General features: G+C 40.3%; 11 protein-coding genes. 9 read left to right on the forward strand and 2 right to left on the reverse strand.

Translation table 11 applies throughout. From position 1 onward, the window contains the following. Positions 1–122: 122 nt before the first annotated feature. On the forward strand, positions 123–761 hold the full coding sequence (locus tag ABD985_RS15315; protein ID WP_345373201.1) for a DUF2911 domain-containing protein: 639 nt from the start codon (positions 123–125) through the stop codon (positions 759–761). Positions 762–820: 59 nt separating this feature from the next. Here ABD985_RS15315 and aceK read toward each other — a convergent pair whose 3' ends face one another. Next, complete coding sequence (aceK, locus tag ABD985_RS15320) at positions 821–2,554, reverse strand: bifunctional isocitrate dehydrogenase kinase/phosphatase (protein WP_345373203.1); 1,734 nt, start codon at positions 2,552–2,554, stop codon at positions 821–823. Positions 2,555–2,794: 240 nt separating this feature from the next. On the opposite strand from aceK, the gene ABD985_RS15325 reads away from it, so the two are divergent. From ABD985_RS15325 to bshB1, 6 genes are all read left to right on the forward strand, one after another. After that, entirely contained in the window at positions 2,795–6,334 is a 3,540-nt protein-coding gene (locus ABD985_RS15325; RefSeq protein ID WP_345373205.1) for a SpoIIE family protein phosphatase, read from the forward strand. A 336-nt stretch (positions 6,335–6,670) separates the two neighbouring features. Beyond that, positions 6,671–9,244: a M1 family metallopeptidase gene (locus ABD985_RS15330; protein ID WP_345373207.1), complete on the forward strand. Its 2,574-nt coding sequence runs from the start codon at positions 6,671–6,673 to the stop codon at positions 9,242–9,244. 131 nt (positions 9,245–9,375) lie between these two features. Beyond that, positions 9,376–11,553 carry a peptidase domain-containing ABC transporter gene (locus tag ABD985_RS15335; RefSeq protein ID WP_345373209.1) on the forward strand — a complete coding sequence of 726 codons (2,178 nt, stop codon included), beginning with the start codon at positions 9,376–9,378 and terminating at the stop codon, positions 11,551–11,553. Between the two features lie 58 nt (positions 11,554–11,611). Then, positions 11,612–12,997 carry an HlyD family secretion protein gene (locus tag ABD985_RS15340; RefSeq protein WP_345373210.1) on the forward strand — a complete coding sequence of 462 codons (1,386 nt, stop codon included), beginning with the start codon at positions 11,612–11,614 and terminating at the stop codon, positions 12,995–12,997. A gap of 36 nt (positions 12,998–13,033) precedes the next feature. Beyond that, a complete protein-coding gene (locus ABD985_RS15345; RefSeq protein WP_345373212.1) occupies positions 13,034–14,482 on the forward strand; it encodes a TolC family protein in 1,449 nt (482 codons plus the stop codon). A gap of 122 nt (positions 14,483–14,604) precedes the next feature. Continuing rightward, the gene (gene bshB1 / locus ABD985_RS15350; protein ID WP_345373213.1) at positions 14,605–15,330 is read left to right on the forward strand and encodes a bacillithiol biosynthesis deacetylase BshB1; all 726 of its coding nucleotides are present in this window, start codon (positions 14,605–14,607) and stop codon (positions 15,328–15,330) included. Between the two features lie 171 nt (positions 15,331–15,501). On the opposite strand, the gene ABD985_RS15355 is transcribed toward bshB1, so the two are convergent. Further along, the gene (locus tag ABD985_RS15355) at positions 15,502–17,004 is read right to left on the reverse strand and encodes a TonB-dependent receptor (protein ID WP_345373215.1); all 1,503 of its coding nucleotides are present in this window, start codon (positions 17,002–17,004) and stop codon (positions 15,502–15,504) included. Between the two features lie 394 nt (positions 17,005–17,398). Between ABD985_RS15355 and ABD985_RS15360 the strand changes: the two genes are divergently transcribed. Together ABD985_RS15360 and ABD985_RS15365 are read left to right on the forward strand one after the other, a co-directional pair. After that, positions 17,399–18,748, forward strand: a complete 1,350-nt coding sequence (locus ABD985_RS15360; protein ID WP_345373216.1) for an NAD-dependent succinate-semialdehyde dehydrogenase — start codon at positions 17,399–17,401, stop codon at positions 18,746–18,748. Positions 18,749–18,773: 25 nt separating this feature from the next. Continuing rightward, positions 18,774–19,103, forward strand: a complete 330-nt coding sequence (locus tag ABD985_RS15365; protein WP_345373218.1) for a hypothetical protein — start codon at positions 18,774–18,776, stop codon at positions 19,101–19,103. Positions 19,104–19,202 lie beyond the last annotated feature (99 nt).

The following is a 19,202-nucleotide window of genomic DNA, read 5'->3' on the forward strand; positions in this document are numbered from 1 at the left end:
AATTGAGTTGTACTGTTCTTTTGAGATATTTTATTCAACCAACAAGTCAACTCTCTGAAAGAGAAATTCGAAACGCCGTGTAACGGATTCAACAAATTATTGAGAGAAAAAAGGAAATACGGATGAGATATCTATTATTGATGCTAATGTTGGTGACCTTCAGTCATGGGAGTTTTGCACAGAAATTAGCGCATAAACCGAGAAAGAGCCCCCGTGAATTAACCAATTATATGACAGAGGACTCCACTTATATTAAAGTAACCTATGGAAGCCCTAAGATGCGGAATGATTACGATAAGAAGTTTGGGGTGTCAATACCTTTTGGGAAAATATGGAGAATGGGGGATGATGATGCTACTGAAATTACCATTACGAAGGATATTCTTTTTGGAGGACAGTTGCTACCTGCAGGAACTTACAGCATTTTTGGTATCCCGGGAGAGGAGCAATGGACAATTATTTTGAATAAGGGAGTCGGTATGTGGGGAACCTTTACGTATAAGGCCTCGCAGGATGTTTTCCGTATAGAAGTACCTACCTTGAAGTCTCCTTATATTTTTCAGGAGTTTAGCATCTTTCTTCAAGAGGCAGATTACGGCTGTAATTTTGTGATGATATGGAATAGAATGTCTTTTATGATTCCTATTCGTACCGGAGAAGCTATGAAGACCTTTTTAGAAGAAAAGTCAAAAGAAAAAGAAGCCATTATTACAATTCCTGAAGATGTTGATCTAGAGGTTTTACCACAAGAGAAAGAATAAAAAAGTAATAGGTAAAAGGATGAGGGAGTTTAATTTCATCCATCATCCTTCATCCAAAACTATTTCTTAGTTGCCTGATGAGACAGCTGCTCTTGATTGGAGCGCATAAAGCGCTTTTTCTTTCGATAAGGAAATACATCCATGACTTTTCCATTGTCTAGTTCCCTTTGCAGGTTTTTCCAAAACTTGACGGTGAAGATGTCATCGTGCAAACGGAAAAAAATCTCTCGAATATGGGGCTTTCCGATTAAGAAGCGTTTGAACTCTTCTGGGAAAATATCATTAGGTCCTACAGAATACTCGGTAACGTATTCCTCTTCATCATTTCTAGCAAAGGGAAGAGGTCTGAAGTTACACTCTGTCAAGAAACAGATCTCATCATAATCATAGAATACCACTCGCCTATGCCGGGTGACTCCAAAGTTTTTCAACAACATATCTCCGGGAAATATATTGGCAGCAGCAAGTTGCTTTATGGCATTGCCATATTCGCCGATGGCTTCTTCTGCTTGGTTTTCATTGGCGTGTTCCAAATAGATATTGAGTGGAATCATTCTCCTTTCAGTATACAGGTGTTTGATGATAATTTCCTCTTCAGAGACCTCAATAATGGAAGGGGCAACAGTCTGTAATTCCTCTAATAGCTCTTGGGAAAAACGATCTTTCGGAAATCGGAAGTTATGAAACTCGTGGGTGTCTGCCATCCGCCCGACCCTATCATGCCTGGATACCAACTTATATTGTTGCTTGACCCTTTCTCGACTCATTTCTTTCGGAGGGTCAAAGCGATCCTTGATAATTTTAAAGACGAAATTAAAAGAAGGGAGTGTGAATACAGACATTACCATTCCTTTAATGCCCGGAGCAATTACAAACTGATCATAGGAGACATTTAGTTGTGTTAAAAACTCCCTATAGAAGACCGTCTTACCGTGCTTATTAAAACCAATAGAGTTATAGATTTCAGAGAGCTCTTTTCCTTTGAGAATAGAGGATAGGAAACGAACAAGAATAGAAGGTACTTTGGTGTAAACCATAAAATAAGAGCGAGTAAAACTAAAGAGAATACTCACATCGTTAGGTTCTATTAAAAGTGTATCTACATAAAGACCTTTTTCAGGTTCGTTCAAAATAGGGATAACGAAGGGAAGTACTTTTTCTCCTGAGATAGCCCTTCCAACTAGGTAAGCCCCTTTATTTCTATAAAAAACCTCTTTACAAACTTCAATGCGGGGAAGGGTTTTAAGTCGTGGTAATAGATGCTCTTTTATCGTGGTCGTGAGTAAGCGAACATCTTCTTCAAAGTTTTGATAAGGCGTTTGAAAAGGATATTGCAATAGGATTTCACGTACAGTGGTAGAGACTTCCTCTTTCACCCAAAAGATATGGTAAATAGGTTCTTGACTGTAAATGAAGTTGTTTTCCTGAGAGGAATAGACAAACATCAGGCAAGGATCTATAAATTGATGGGAGAAAAGGCGAGAAAAGATGGAGTTGTAAAAAGTTTCCGCAATATCATCATTCTCATAGTCACTGACTAACAAGGCGTAGTTAACCTTGATCTGTCGCCAGATCTCCAGGTCATCGATATGATTTCCCATTAAGAGACGTACTTTTTCAGTAACCTCTCTCATCTTTTGTTTCCGGATCAATAGGCGCATTTTGTGTGCTTTTTGAGCTCCAGTCCAATCGACCTGCTCAAAGCGCTCCTTGGCATCGGAAGTGACTTTCATAAATGTATCAAAATAGGATAAAAAGCCTTTGAAGATACATCTGCTTACTTGGGTGTCCATAATCGTTTATAGGTTTGGGGTCATCAGATAATAATAATATGAGGAAGTTGTCAGGGAAAAGATAGAAATCTCTTCTTTATTTTAAAATACTGTTTAGTTATCATCGTTTAACTATTGTATTAACAGTTTATTTATACTATTTTTTGATTTCATATCACTTTTTGTGAACGAACATTACCACAACTCTAGCAGTTGATGTCAAAATATTTATATAATCATCTGTTTCTGAAGAACATACCTATGAGAATAGCTGTCAGATGTCAATTTTTTGCATTTGTTGCCCTATTATTTTTGATCCGCATAGGCGGTGGAGAAGTACAGGCGCAGCAGATAAAATCCTTTTTATACCATAAGGATAACGGTCTTCCTAGTGATGCCATCAGGGCCCTGAATATGGATACCTTGGGGGTGTTATGGCTAGGAACGGACAACGGTTTGGTAAAATATGATGGGAACCAGTTTAAGGTATTTGAGAATACCTTGGCGAAAGATTATATCAAGGATATCATCACGACCCAAAAGGGAGACCTGTTGGTACTTGCTGATAATAGTCTTTTTAAGGTGAACGATACCTCTGCAGGGACGACGTTTGAGTCGATGATGTATGGGGAAAGAGTAGTGACAGATACCACCCTGTATTATGGGAAAGAACTTTATGAGGATAGAAAGGGAAATATATGGGTAGCGGATGAGTACCGTATCTTTAAGTATAGTGTAGAGACGGGGAAGTCAGAGGTATACCCTATGTCTGAGGAGCGAAATAAGGCCCAAGATACGATGGAATCCTTCTCTTTTGGAGAGAGTGCAGATGGAACCCTGTACGCCTTTAATTACAATGGATTTTTGTACCGTTTTAACGGGATGCTTTTTCTGGAGATTGATTTGCCAGAATGGATATTACCCAAGGGAATCACTTTTGTTCAGCATTACAGAAACAATAGCTTCATTGTCAGTTCTAAAGATAAGGGGCTTGGCTTGTTGACGATCAATAAGAATAATAAAGTAACATGGAAGACTATTGATCGCGATGTAGTTGCTTCTGATATCCTGAAGAAAGAAGAGGGGCATTATTTGGTAGCCTCAGAAAGCAGCAAATCAATTTACGAGTTGAAAAAATCAGGCAAGAGTCTGCGTTTGACTCGACACCCTGATCTTGGAGTACATGGTGCGAATGTTATTTTGCAAACAGCTCAGGATACTTGGCTTGGAACCAACTTGGGACTTCGACAAATGAAAGAGCTACCTTTCTATACGTTGGGCGTTGATTTGGAAAACCCATATATACAACATACGGTACATTACAAAGACCATTTGTACCTTACGGATGGGATGAGTGTGTATAAAGGAAAGTTGGGGGATAATCAGTCTTTTGAGCTAGAGGAGAAGTTTTCAGATAATGATGGGAACTCCTTTTTGAGAATTTTACCTGATGGGGATGGTATATGGACCGCCTCTACACAGGGACACCTAATGTACTGGAAGGATAAGGAAAGGCAAAAGATGATTGATCGTTCTGATTTTGGAGCGATGTATGTTTTGGAGAAAGACCCTCGCAGTAATTACTTATGGGTGAGGCAAGATGGAGCGTTTGGTCCGATTCGTATCAACGCTTCCAATGGAGAGGCCAAGGTATACGGTAAAGATGACGGTATCAATGGCAGAATTGTGATGTTGAAACACACAAAGTCCGGGAAACTGTATGCAGGGGGAGGCAAGGTGACCGATTATCTATATGTATACTTACCTGAGAGAGATAGCTTTAAGAACTTGAGTATAGATCCAGGTTTAGGAGAGAATGCGATCAACTTTAGTGTGAATGACATCTTGGAGTTGAGTGATGGCTCTTTGCTTTTGGGAACAACTTTAGGGGTATTTAGAAGATCCAAAGAAGGAGGTATTGAGCGTATTGATATTGGTGCTTATACTGCTACATCGGTAAGGGCTTTGTCTTATGACGAGCAGAGGGGGTATGTTTGGGTGGCGAATGCCAAAGGTGTTTTGCGATTGAACCTAAAAACTGATGAGTTTATTCTGTTTGCAGAAAATGATGGGATGGAAACACCTATCGTTAATTATAGATGTTTGGAAACAGGGCCTGATGGCAATGTTTATGCGGGTACGCCAGATGGTTTGATGGTAGGAACTAACCTGATCAATCTTAGGAGAACAACCACACCTATTATTTCTAAGGTATCCCTACAAGGTGAAAAGCTATTGCCTACTGAAATATCCTCCATTCCTTTGGGACGTTACTTCCAGGTATACTATTCTGTTCCTGAGTATCCAAGTAAGATGGCAGAGGTAGAGTATCGACTGGTAGGTAAGCATGAGAACTGGAAGCCGGTACAAAATACGGAAACGCATACTATTGAAATTAGTGCAGATGTTTCAGGAGCTTATACCTTACAAGTAAGAGCAAGAGCTGCAGGTAGTAACCGTTGGAGTGTGCCAGCACAATATACTTTTAAGGTACAAAGACAGTGGTATGAGACTTATTGGGCATTGGGCTTGTATGTATTTGGTGGTTTATTAGCCTTGATACTAGTAGTTCGATTGAACGTTTATCGAGTAAAAAAGGATAAGGAACGTTTGGAGCAACAGGTAAAGGAACGTACGCAAGAAGCAGATGTTCGATCCAAGGAGCTTGTAGAAAAGAACAAAGAACTTAATTCTGCCTTTAACCGATTGAAGCGTTCAGAGGCTATCTTGAACAATAACGCCCAGGAACTAGAGAAAGCGAAGAAGGAGGCAGAACGAAATGCAGAGAAACTCAAGGAGCAGAATGAGAAGATGGAGGAGTACTTTGCCATGGTAAGGGAGCAGAACCTTGAGTTGATGGATCACAGGGATCAGATTATCAAGCAAACACAGGAACTGAACGAAAAGAGTCACTTGCTGGAGAAGCAGCATGAGAATATGATGAGTAGTGTAAACTACGCCAAACGAATTCAGAATGCATTGTTGGGCTCATCAGAAGATGTGGAAACCAAGATCAGTAATATTGGAGAGAACTGGGATAGCTTCATTCTCTTTAAACCAAGGGATGTCGTTAGTGGAGACTTCTATTGGTATACCCAGAAAGCAGGTAAGACGATTATTGTAGCAGCGGATTGTACGGGTCACGGTATTCCAGGTGCCTTCATGTCCTTGATTGGAAATGATATGTTGCATCAGGTAATTCATGAAAGAAATATTACGGAGCCTTCTCTGGTATTGAAAACCATGCACCGTCTTATTCAAACAGCGTTACACCAGCGTGATTATAAGGAAAGTAGGGATGGTATGGATATTTCTATCTGTGTGATTAACCCTTACCTGAATACATTATCCTTTGCAGGAGCAGGTAATCCTCTTTATTATATTGAGAAGGAGAACCCTCAGGAAGTTAAAGTGATTAAGGGACAACGTTATGGTGTTGGTGGTAAAGATTACAAGGATCGTGTAAGAGAGTATCAAACAGAAGTGCTTCGTCTAGAAGATATTCAAGCTTTTTATATTTTCTCTGATGGATATCAAGATCAGTTTGGAGGACCGGAAGGACGAAAGATCTTGAGTAAAAACTTCCGTAAGCAAATTTTCAGTATAGCGGACCTTCCGATGGAAATGCAAAAGCAATGCCTGGAAGATTTCTATAATGACTGGACTGCAGAGGGACACTTCAAGCAAATTGATGATATTTTGATTATTGGAGTGAAAACAGCTGAGTTTGAATATGCGAAACCGATTCATGGAGAAGAAGAGCTGGATGCAGAGGCACTGGAGAAAGAGCTGATCATGTAATGACTATTCTTTGAGTCATAGGAATAATACAATTGAAAAAGAGTTTGTCTCATAACTTGTAAGCAGAATCATTTTTCAAATGGATAAAGGAGAAGGGAAAAAGGAAAATACCTTTATACAAGGTTTTTATTCCTTTATTCTTTCTCCTTTAACATTATAAATGTATATCCATGAATGATTTTAACTTTCTACTGAGTTATGAGATAGTCTCTTTTTTTTTGCATAGGGCACATATCCTTATATTTATATAAATTCTTAAGAAAAAAGAAAAAGGGTTTGTATTCCAAGCAAGCTTTAAGGCTTCCTTAACGATAAAAATATTATTAGACGGTATCTATGAAATATTGGATTAGTTTATTTGTTCTCTCCCTATGGTTGTGGGGATGTACGGCACAACAAGACAATGAAACCCTTCAAGATGTAGAAATGGGAGTTTCCAAGGAATTGGCTGAGCTACGTTCTGAGCAGCTTACGGGCTTGTCTTACCATTTGCAGTTTAGTATTCCTGATTTAGTCAGTCAACCTATAGAAGGGATGGTAACGATTAAAGGAAGGCAAAACGAGCCAGGCTTTCTGATTCTGGATTTTCAGGAAGGGGCCAGTAAGATTAAGCAGGTAAGTCTAAACGGACAATTGAAGCCTTACGAGTTTGTGAATCATCATATTTTGATTCAAAACCCCAATAACCAGTTTGAGTTAGAGATACAGTTTGAGGCTGGAGAAACTTCCTTAAACCGAAATGAGGACTATTTGTATACTTTACTGGTTCCTGATCGGGCCTCGACACTTTTTCCTTGTTTTGACCAGCCAGACCTGAAAGCCAATTTTACCCTTACACTGCAGACTCCTAAAGACTGGAAAGTAGTTTCTGGAGGAAGTGTCTCCAAGCAATCGGTAGAAAACGAAGGGTTTGTGATGCATACTTTCAACAAAACTAAGCCTATTAGTACGTATTTATTCTCTTTTGCCGCAGGGGAGTTCAAGGAGCGTCAAGCCTCTTATGCTGGTAAAACTATTCATATGTACTACAGGGAAACAGACACCGAAAAAGTACGTAAAAATGTCAGGGATATTTTTAGGCAGCATTTTAAAAGCGTGGAGTGGATGGAGTCCTATACAGGGATCCCTCTACCTTTTGAGAAAATAGATATTGTACTTATTCCAGGTTTCCAATACTCAGGAATGGAACATGTAGGAGCGATACAATACCGACAGAGTTCCCTAATCCTGGATGCCTCTGCAACTCAAACAGAGCAGCTAAATCGAGCTTCGTTGATCGCCCATGAAGTAGCCCATATGTGGTTTGGGAATTTAGTGACGATGAAATGGTTTGATGATGTATGGCTCAAGGAGGTGTTTGCCAATTTCATGGCTTCTAAGATTGTTAAGCCAAACTTTCCAAAGGTAGATCATGATTTACGCTTTTTGACAGAGCATCAACCAGAAGCTTATGAGGAAGATCGAACAAAGGGAGCGAATCCTATAAAACAGGAGCTGGACAATTTGAGTAATGCCGGTACATTATATGGAAATATCATTTACCATAAAGCACCGATTGTCATGCGACAGTTAGAGAAGATTATAGGACAGCGACAAATGGTAAATGGTTTAAGGGCCTACCTGAAAAAATATGCCTATAGCAATGCTACTTGGGATGATCTGATCAATATTCTGGATCAATATACGGATCAAGACTTGGAAAGCTGGAGTTATGCTTGGGTAAAAAAGAGGGGAATGCCACAGATCAATGTAGAGTCTATAAGGGACAAGGAGAATGAGAAGTACCGCCTTTCCATTGATATGGACAGTATGTATAAGGACTGGGTACAGTTTATTAGACCTGCTATTATTCAAAAAGAGGGAAGTCATGAAATAGAGTTATTTTTAAATGATAGTACCAAGACATACTCTTATGATGATTACTTCTGTGTTATTCCAGATATATCGGGGTATGCGTATGGGTATTTTCAATTGGACAAAAAAAGTCGCCTTCATTTACAAAAATATCTTCACCTCCTGGATAATGAGATGCATAGGGCTTCGGCATTGATTATGATGTGGGAGGAAATGCTGAGAGGAAATGTCTATCCTTTGAGTATGATAGAAATGCTGGAACGGAGTATTGTCACAGAGCAGAACTCCCTGACCAAAGAGTTGATGCTATATTACCTGAAGGAGTGCTTTTGGCAATATCTTACGGCTGATGAACGAAAAACGGTGGGCTTAAGACTAGAGACAATGCTTTGGGTTGATATGCAAAAAAATGAGGAGGTTCATGCTAAGGCAGCTTTGTTCCATACCTATGTGGGACTCGTTACTTCCCAAAAAGGGACCAATCGACTGGTGAATATCTGGAAAGGCAATGTCAAGGTGAAAGAGTTAGAATTGTCAGAACGAGACTCTATTTATCTGACTATGGAAATTGCAGTCAGGGATGTGAAGTATGCTCAGAATATCCTTCAACAGCAATTATTGAAAATTCAAAACCCAGATGAAAAACGCCGCTTTAGTTTTGTTTTGCCAGCTTTATCTTCTAATGAAATTGTGAGGGATGATTTTTTTAGAAAACTCAAGCAGGCAGAAAACCGGGAAGTGGAGCCTTGGGTGTTGACAGCCCTTTATTACTTACACCATCCGTTGAGAGGAACTACCTCTCATAAGTATATCAAAACAGCGCTACAGTTGTTGCCGGAAATACAACGTACAGGAGATATCTTCTTTCCGGCCCAATGGGCAGAGGCTAATCTGAATTACCATAAATCCATTTATGTGGAACGGTTGGTTCATGAACTACTGGATGCAGAGGATGATTTATCTCCTAAGTTGAAGGATAAATTATGGCAAGCAGCAGATCCATTATTTAGAGCGGTAGAAATTCGAAAAATCATTAAACAATCTAAGGAGAATTAACGTTTAAACATGTGATCATAAAAATTTCAAATGAATAGGTGGTGTTATCATAATTATTCTTAATAAATTATTAATAGCGTCCTATCTTGTATATTTTAGATGCAAAGATTTACTGATATTAAACTGAACTTATGACTTCAAAGCAGTTTATCCCAATTTTGGAAAAACTGGCCAACATGATTGGTCATGACTATAAAGATTTTTTACTCAAGGAGCCTTTAGGCAAGGTGAGTGACTATTCTAATCGATTTGATCTCTTTCTGGAGGAAATTAATGATAAGGCAAGTAGTATTGACCTGAGCTTATTACAACAAGAAGTAGAGCGAGAGGATTTACTAACATTTGCACAATCCATTGAATATCCGGTACTGACTACTTATATGATCAATGATCAGCAGATACCAGTGATTATTCAATATGAAGCAGAGGATGACGACTATCAGGTATACTCTTTTATGCCTGGTGTTCCTGCAGCTAAAGAGCAATTATCCAGTATTTTACCATTCTTGTTAGAAGGAGGAGAAGGGAAGATATTGGTGGCTACACCTATGGTCATCACTCCTTTGGTAAGTGAAAGTGACCAGAGTGTTAATAAAATTACAGGTCCAGTTTCTCGATTGTTCTCCTTGCTTAATGCGGAGAAGAAAGATATTGTCTATATCTACTTTTATGCCTTACTGATTTCTTTATTCAGTTTAGTACTTCCAGTGGGGGTGCAGGCTGTAATTGAGCTGGTATCGGGGGGATTGGAAATTGACTCTATCGGTATCTTGATTGCGTTAGTTATTATTGCCACTATCATTTCAGGTGGACTACAAGTGATGCAGTTAACGATGGTGGAGGTGATTCAGCGGAGAATTTTTGTAAAGGCCGCTTATGAGTTTACTTATCGCTTACCACGAATTAAGCCGGAAGCACTTTTTGGACAGTATGCCCCAGAGTTGATGAACCGCTTCTTTGATGTATTGACTATACAGAAAAGTTTACCTAAGCTGTTGATTGACTTGACAGCCTCTGTCTTACAGATTCTGTTTGGTTTGATACTACTGTCATTGTACCACCCATTCTTTATTATGTTCGGGGTGGTGTTAGTGTTAATCCTAGGGATAGTATTCTATCTTACAGGTCCTAAAGGGTTGAATGCGAGTTTGATTGAATCTAAGTATAAATATAAGGTAGTACATTGGTTGGAAGAGATGGCTAGAACACTATACTCTTTCAAACTGGCAGGACACTCTTCTTTACCATTCCAGAAGACGGATATGTTGACGAGCAATTACTTGCATTACCGTCAAAAGCAATTCCGTATTTTGATCATACAGTTTATCTGTACGGTAGGTTTTAAGACAATCGTAACGGGTGGACTATTGATTATGGGTACTTACTTGTTGATCAATAGAGAGATTACATTGGGACAGTTGGTAGCGACTGAGATTGTCATTGTTTTGGTATTAGGTGCAGTGGAAAAACTAATACTGAGTGTGGAAACAGTGTATCACTCTTTGACGGCAGTCGAGAAAATCGGGCATGTGACGGATATCGAAATGGAGCGTCAGGGAGGAATTACTTTGCCAAAGCAAGAAGGGATGGATATTGATATTAAAGGGTTGAAGTATAAGTTCCCTGATAAGGATAAGATGGCATTGAATAATATTGACCTTACGGTTAAGGCAGGGGAGCGTGTATGTATTACTGGATTTAACAATTCAGGAAAGGATACATTGGTGCGTATCTTGTCAGGTTTTAAGGATAGTTATTCTGGTTCTGTGCGTCTAAATAATATTCCATTATCAAATGTCAACCTGACCACCCTGAGGGATTATATCTCCAAGAACGTATCAGAGGATGAACTCTTTGACGGAACCATCATGGATAATATATCGATGGGACGTGCGAAGGTATCCTATGAAGATGTGGTATGGGCACTAGAAAGCGTAGGGTTATGGGATTATGTCAGTGCGTTGCCTAAGGGGTTAATGACAGAGATTACAGCAGCAGGAGCAGATTTCTCAGGAAGTGTTGCCAGTAAGTTGATTTTGGCACGTTGTATTGCAGATCATCCGCAGTTGCTAATATTGAATAAGACTTTCCAGGAAATTGAAAAGCAGGAGCGCTTGAAAATTCTGAGTTTTCTGACAGCTCCAGAGAATTCATGGACCTTGTTAGCAATCACGAATGATCCGCTGATGCTGATGACCTGTGATCGCATTTTAGTGATGAAGGAAGGAGAAATTGTTTGTGATGGAAGCTACAAGGAGTTGTTGGATAAACCAGATTTCCAAAGTTGCTTATTGAATCCTTTTGAATAATGAAGGAAGACGTAAACACATTTTTTGTCAGGGAATATAACTTTTCAATCGTTCAAGGATGTTAGGGATATCAAAAAAACAAGCGGCCAATAGGGCCTTATATGATAAGCGATTAAATACCATTAAAGCGTTACACACTCCTTCTAGCAGTAGGTCTGTGGCTCGTTGGTTTATGGGAATGCTATTGTTAATGATCATAGTACTGTTCTTGCCTTGGCAGCAAAATATTCGTGCCACGGGAGAGTTAACGGCTTTAAGCCCTAAGGATCGTCCTCAGGAAATACCGACCCCTATCGATGGTCGTATTCAGCAATGGCACGTGCAGGAAGGACAGCTAGTAGACTCAGGGCAGGTATTGGTGACGATAGGGGAGATCAAGGATAAGTATATTGATCCTCAGCTTTTGCAACGATTGGAGGAGCAAATCCAAGCCAAGGTGCAATCAATCGATGCGAAAAAAGAGAAGGTCAAAGCCAAAGACCAACAGCTTCAAGCGTTAAGACAAGGATTGGCGCTAAAGCTGGATCAGATCAATAATAAGATACAGCAATATGAGCTGAAAGTAGAAAGTGATAGCAACGATTGGGTGGCTTCACAAATCGACTTACAGAACTTTAGAAGACAGTACCAGGCGAGCCAGGTATTGTTCGATAGTGGTTTAATAGCGATGACGAAACTGGAGGCTGCCAAGAGTAAGTTTCAGCAATCACAGGCAAAACAGATCTCGGCACAGAATAAGTTTTACTCAACGAAAGCGGAACTACAGAATACACTCATAAGTAAAAGTACCACTAGAGCAGAAGCTTTGGATAAGATCTCCAAAACTAACTCCGAGAAGAGTGCCGCTTTGGCAGAGATTGCTGATTCTCAGTCTAGTCTGGCAAAGGAGCGCAATAACTTAAGTAATATGCAGGTGAGAGCAGGGATGCGTTCCATCCGAGCTTCTCAAAAGGGATATGTGGTTCGAGTACTTAGAACAGGTATTGGCGAAAATGTCAAAATAGGAGAACCCTTACTGACTTTGATGCCTAAGAATCCTCAGTTAGCAGTTGCATTATACGTGCAGCCAATGAATGTACCCCTACTGGATATTGGTAGAAATGTGCGTTTGCAGTTTGATGGATGGCCAGCGATACAATTCTCTGGTTGGCCAAGTGTATCGGTAGGTACCTTTGCAGGAAAACTGAAAGTAGTGGATACCGTGATCGATAAGAACGGAAAATATAGAATATTGGTCGTACCGGATGTAGAAGCGAAAAATGAAGAGCCTTGGCCAAAAGAGTTGAGGGTAGGTTCTGGAGTATATGGCTGGGTGCTATTGGATCACGTACCAATTTGGTATGAACTGTGGCGTCAGTTGAATGGCTTCCCTCCTACCGTAAGGCAAGACTTACAGTTGGGAGAGGATAGTGGAAAATCAGGTAAAAAAGATAAAAAGAAGTAAATGAGCAGGCGTTTAAGGCAATGGATTATTGAACTTATGAGGGCACTATTCATACTCGTGTTTTTTTCTTTATCTACTGTAACAGCTTTTGCACAAGCAGACAGTGTCAAGATTTTAACACTACAGACTTTGTTGGAGCAAGCGCTGGAAACTCACCCTGTGATCAAGCAAGCGAACTTGTTATCGGAGAGAGGGCGTATGCAAATACGTTTGGCTAAGGGGTTCTTTGACCCTAAGCTGGAGTCTCAATACTCTATCAAGGAAACAGAGTCTACCAAAAAATCGGGAGATGAAGATGTACCTACGGTAGATGGAGACTTTATCCCGAACTTCCGAAAGTGGAATTCTTATGTAAAAGTACCTCTGTGGGTGGGAGAGTTCAAAGCGGGATTTGAGCAGAATACAGGAGATAAGCTGAGTGGTGAAAACACCACTTTTGAGGGAGAAGGGTTTGGCTTTGCTGGATTCGAGATTCCTTTGCTACAAGGAATGTTTATTGATAAACGTAGAGCATTACTGAGAGAGTCTCAGGCAATGGCCTTTGAGAATGAAGCTAAGAGAGTAGAGAAAATCAATAAGCTTATCCTACAGATAGCCAAGGATTACTGGGAATGGTACTTTGCTTATAATCAATATCTCTTGACAGAGAGAGGGTATAAATTGGCTGAGTTCCGATACCGTGCTGTTGTCAATCAGGCCAAACAAGGGGCTATGGCAGCTATTGATACTACAGAGGCGCAGATCAATATGCAAGAGAGAGGAATCAGCCGACAAGAGGCACGATTGGGTTTGAAGAATGCTCGCTTGCAGCTGTCCAATCACCTATGGTCGCCGGAAGGTTTTCCTTTGGAGCTGAATGATGAGGTGATTCCAGTGGAAGAGCCTACTGCGCAATTGGCTACGGTTTCTCTGGAAGAATTGATGATGCAAGCGCAGACGATACATCCTGAGTTAAAGCAATTAGAGGCTAAATTGGAGCAAATAGATGTGCGGAGAAGGCTAGCGGCAGAACTATTGAAGCCTACATTAAATGTCAATTATTATTTGTTAGCACGTTCTCCTTTTGATGAGAGCTCCTATGAGAGAGAGAATTTTGAGAAAAATTTTAAAGCAGGGGCAACCTTCTCTTTTCCGCTCTTTTTAAGAAAAGAAAGGGGGAAGCTACAGCTGACCAAGATTAAGGTGATGGAAACAGAGCTGAAGCGAAAGGAAACAGCCAGAAGAATAGAGAATGATTTAATGGCACAGTATAATGAACTGATCAATCTTCAGCGGGTATTGGAAATGCAGCAACAAGCAACCGAAAACTATAGGGTGCTGATGAGGGGAGAGACACAAAAGTTTATGCAGGGGATGAGCTCCGTCTTTTACATGAATGTGCGGGAAGGAAAATTACTCGAGGCAGAAACTAAACTTTTTAAAGTCAAAGCTAGTTTAGCTAAGAGTTATTATATGTTGCGTTGGAGTGCCGGAATGGGCATTTAGGAATGAAGAATGAGAAATTTTCAATTATTAATTTTCAATGTTTAATGAGTCCTTTAAGGGCTACAACAGTACCGAAAAAGAAAAGCATTTCTCATTGAAAATTAATAATTAACAATTGAACTATGAAGTTAGATATACTGGCCTTGATGGCTCACCCTGATGATGCTGAACTTAGTTGCGCAGGAACTTTACTGAGAGCTATTGCACAAGGAAAAAAAGTAGGAGTAGTTGACTATACCCAAGGAGAAATGGGGACAAGGGGGACTCCTGAGATTCGATTGCAAGAAGCACAAGCTTCGGCTAAGATAATGGGATTACATGCCCGTGAGAACCTAGGGTTTGCGGATGTGTTTTTCAAGAATGATAAGGAGCATCAACTTGAAGTAGCCAAGATAATTCGTAAATATCAACCCGATATTGTCATTGCGAATGCTGTACATGATCGCCATCCAGATCATGGGAAAGGAGCACAGCTTACGGTAGACGCATGTTTTATCAGTGGCTTACAAAAAGTACAAACTACTTTGGATGGGGAGGAGCAACAAGCTTGGCGTCCTAAGAATATTTTCCATGTAGTACAGAGTCGTTATCTTACTCCAGACTTTGTGGTAGATGTAACGCCTTTTTGGGAGCAGAAAGAAGCAGCGATAAAAGCATTTGCGACACAATTCCACACCGGTAGTGAGGAAAGTGATAAGGGAGCACAAACTTTTATTTCTACCCCTGGGTTTATGGAGTTTATTAAGGCAAGGGCGAGAGAGTATGGGCAGCAAGTGGGTTGCCAGTATGCGGAAGGGTTTACCAAATCAGCTCCTATTGTGGTAGATGATATCTGTAAACTAATATAATGTTTAGTTGAATCGTTGAATTTCTCCTTTGGAGAGTTGAATTGAGCTTCGCTCGTTGATTCGAGTTCAATTGTTGATTGATATATTGATACTCATACAACATATCAACTCGAATCAACGAGCGAAGCTTAATTCAACGAATCAACGATTCAACTAAACAATATGAACAAATTACCAGCGAAGAATTTTTCGCTGACGCTGTATATTTTCTTCTTTTTTCTCCTGTGTAATACGGATACGTTCTTCCACAGAACAAGGATAGTCAAACAAGCAGTGCTTTTTAATAGACTTGGCGACCATCTCAGGAACCATATCTTCCCACTTGTCATCCTCACCTCTCTTGATCCACTCCAATACATCATCGGAAAGAATATGTAAATGATCTTTTTGATACCCTTCCAGATCCTTGATCTTACCTGTTTCCAATAAGTAATCATAAAGGTGCTGCATAGAAGGTGGCATCTCGACATCCTTACTGGTTAGAACAGTTTCGTGATCCTCAGAACCTTTTTTAAAGGAAGGATAGATATAGAGATTGACATTTCTCCCGAAAAGATCTCCAAATGCTTCCAGAATTCCACCTTTCAGCTTACTATAATAAGAAGGGTTAAAGATGTACTCTAGGTTGTAGACTCCCATGGCTACCCCAATCTTACGTCCTCTAGTGTGTCGTGAAAGGTAGTTGGTCAGACGGTAATACTCAGAGTAATGAGAAATCATTACAGTCACTCCCAGCTTACAAAGTAGGTCAACACGATCTAGGAAGTCTTGTTCATCTTTCTGACGGTTCTCAGAGATTCTAAGGTTAGAGAGTGTCAGCTCGGCAATGGTGATAATATTATCCTTATCAACTTCAGGGTCATTCATGAACTCCTCGGCACTTTGCCTTAGAATGTCTTGGTTGACGAGTGTGACAGGACGGAAACGCCCCCTTAGAACTAGAATGTTTTTCTTGTAGAGCTCGTCTGCAGGAAGCATTACTTTACCGTCAGGACCAAACATAGTCGCTTTTGTAAGGCCCATCTTTACTAGTTTCAAACTCATGAGACGATTGTCTACGTGCTCAAAGTCTGGTCCAGTAATACGGAAGAAGTCTACAGCGACATGGTGAACCGTCAATCCATCCAATAAGGACATTAGGAAGGTTTCCATATCTTGATGGTAATTAAAACAAGCATAGACAAGGTTAACCCCCAAGGTTCCCATGGTGCTTTGCTGTACGCTAGGATCAGAGTCCTTTAACTGTACGTGAATGATACACTCATTGGGAGGGGTTTCAGGTGTCAGCTGAAAACGAATACCCAACCATCCGTGTCCTCGGTTGGTTCGGTTGAAGTTAATTTGTTCTACCGTGTTGGCAAAAGCAAAAAACTTGGTATGGCTAGCTCTCTCAGGTAGGCGAGCTCCCAACAAGCGATATTCTTTGTCGAGCATTTTCTCTACTCTGCTCTGGCAAACATAACGTTTGGTTGGTTCAGGCCCATAGATGGCGTCACTAAAGGCCATATCGTAAGCCGACATGGTTTTAGCAATAGTTCCGGATGCTCCTCCAGCCTTGAAAAAGTGGGCAGCAACATCCTGTCCGGCACCAATCTCTGCCAAGGAACCATAAATCGAACTATCTAAATTAATATGTAGGGCTTTGTCTCTGGTAGCCAGCCTTTTGAAGTCCATGGTAAGATTATCTTTGTAAACAGGTTTCGCTGTTTGATGTGATTATTTACTATTGTAACATGTTGAAATGGTTAGAAAAACAAACGCTCCAGATGTACAAGAGGTAGGCTTTCTTCTCCTTTTTTAAACTGTAACCAATGTAATATGGTTACTTTTTAAAGAACAAAATTAATTCTTTTATGAGCAGATTGATAAAAAATCATCGTCTTTTTCCTATTGATAGGTGTAGGTTTATAGTTTTTCTAAGAAAATACTGTATCTATTAAATTTCCTGTTATAGATTCGTGTCTCCTTTATGATGCTTATTAAGTCATCATGGAGGGAGTTAGGACACAAAGAGGTGAAAAAATAGACATTAGGTCTATTTTATAGCGATGTATTAATAAAAAGCTAAATGAAATTTCAAAGTATCTATCCTTATACGGGGCAACTGCTGAAAGAGTATCCGGAGGTGTCAGCAGGAGAATTACAGAAAAGGTTGGCTAAGAGTCAGGAAGCTTTTCAATATTGGAAAAAAACAGCCCTGAAGGACAGAACTGCCTTATTAAAGAGGATTGCTCGACAGTTGTTGGTTAATAAAGAAGTGTATGCCGCTTTGATTCATCAGGAAATGGGCAAGCTGATGGAGGAAGCGATCGCAGAAGTTGAGAAGAGTGCTTTGGTATGTCGATATTATGCAGAACAAGGGGCAGACTTTTTGGAGGAGCACAGTAGAGTGACTGTGGTAGGGAAAGGCACAGTAAGGTATATGCCTTTAGGAGGAATTCTTACCATTATGCCTTGGAATTTTCCTTTCTGGCAAGTTTTTCGTTTTTCGGCACCCGCATTAATGGCGGGAAATGTATTGTTGTTGAAGCACGCTCCCAATGTGATGGGGTGTGCGATGGCGATTGAACAATTGATGAAAGATATGGAAATGCCTGAAGGTGTTTTTCAGGTTTTGCCAATCAATCACGAACAAGTTATCCACGTCATTGAGTCAAAAATTGTACAAGGTGTGGCACTGACCGGCAGTGAAAAGACCGGTAGTATTGTCGCTTCTTTGGCAGGTCAGAATATCAAGAAAACGGTGATGGAACTAGGAGGGAGTGATGCTTTCATTGTACTCGAAAATGCGGATATAGAGCGGGCAGTACAGATGGCTGTTAAGTCACGCTTGAACAATGCTGGACAGGCTTGTACCTCTGCCAAGCGTTTTATTCTTCATCAGGATATTGCCCAAGCATTTAAAGACCAACTGCTTCTAACGTTAAAAAATTTACCGAATAAGATAGAGGAAAGGCCTATAGCTTGCTTGGCAAGAGAGGATTTAGCCATTACTCTAGAGAAGCAAATGAATCAATCCATAGAGGAGGGAGCTACACTCCTTTATGGTGGAAAACGAGAAGGGTTGTATTTTGAGCCAACGGTATTAGAAGGAGTGTTGCCGGGAATGCCTGCTTTTGATGAGGAAACATTTGGTCCTTTGTTTTGCCTTACGATCGCTAAGGACGAAGCACATGCTATTGCATTGACAAATGATTCCAGGTATGGATTGGCAGCTTCTGTATGGACAAAAGATATAGATAGAGCGGAACGTATAAGTGAAGACTTAGAGGTGGGCACTGTTTCTATTAATAATTTAGTGAAATCTACCCCTGAATTACCTTTTGGAGGAACTAAGAAGTCAGGGTATGGACGAGAGTTGGCTGGTTATGGATTAAAAGAATTTGTCAATGTGAAAACGGTATTTGTCAATGAATAAATAAGATATTTTAAATAAGTACCGTATGAAAGCTAAAACCATTATCGGAGGCATCTTCAGTATCATCGTATTGGGGATGTCTTTTCAAGCTTTTGCGCAGTCAAAAGCAACTCCGGGGATTGCCATGACACAGGTCGTACAAGCTGCCAGAATCAAGCAAGGAGAAAATAGCGGGGAACTGACAAGGAGAGAAGCAAGAAAACTAAGAAGGAAACAACAGAAAGTGCAGCGAATGAAGTGGAAAGCGAAGGAGGATGGAAGAGTGACTGCCAAAGAGAGAAAGAAAATCCGTAAGGCACAGAAAAAAAATAGCCGTAGGATTTATCGTAAAAAACATAACGGAGCCATAAAATAAAACAAAAAAAGCGAATCAGACGATTCGCTTTTTGACTTTAGTAGCGGGAGCCAGACTCGAACTGACGACCTTCGGGTTATGAGCCCGACGAGCTACCAA

It is taken from the genome of Algivirga pacifica (assembly GCF_039543525.1).
Taxonomy (GTDB): Bacteria; Bacteroidota; Bacteroidia; order Cytophagales; family Flammeovirgaceae; genus Algivirga; species Algivirga pacifica.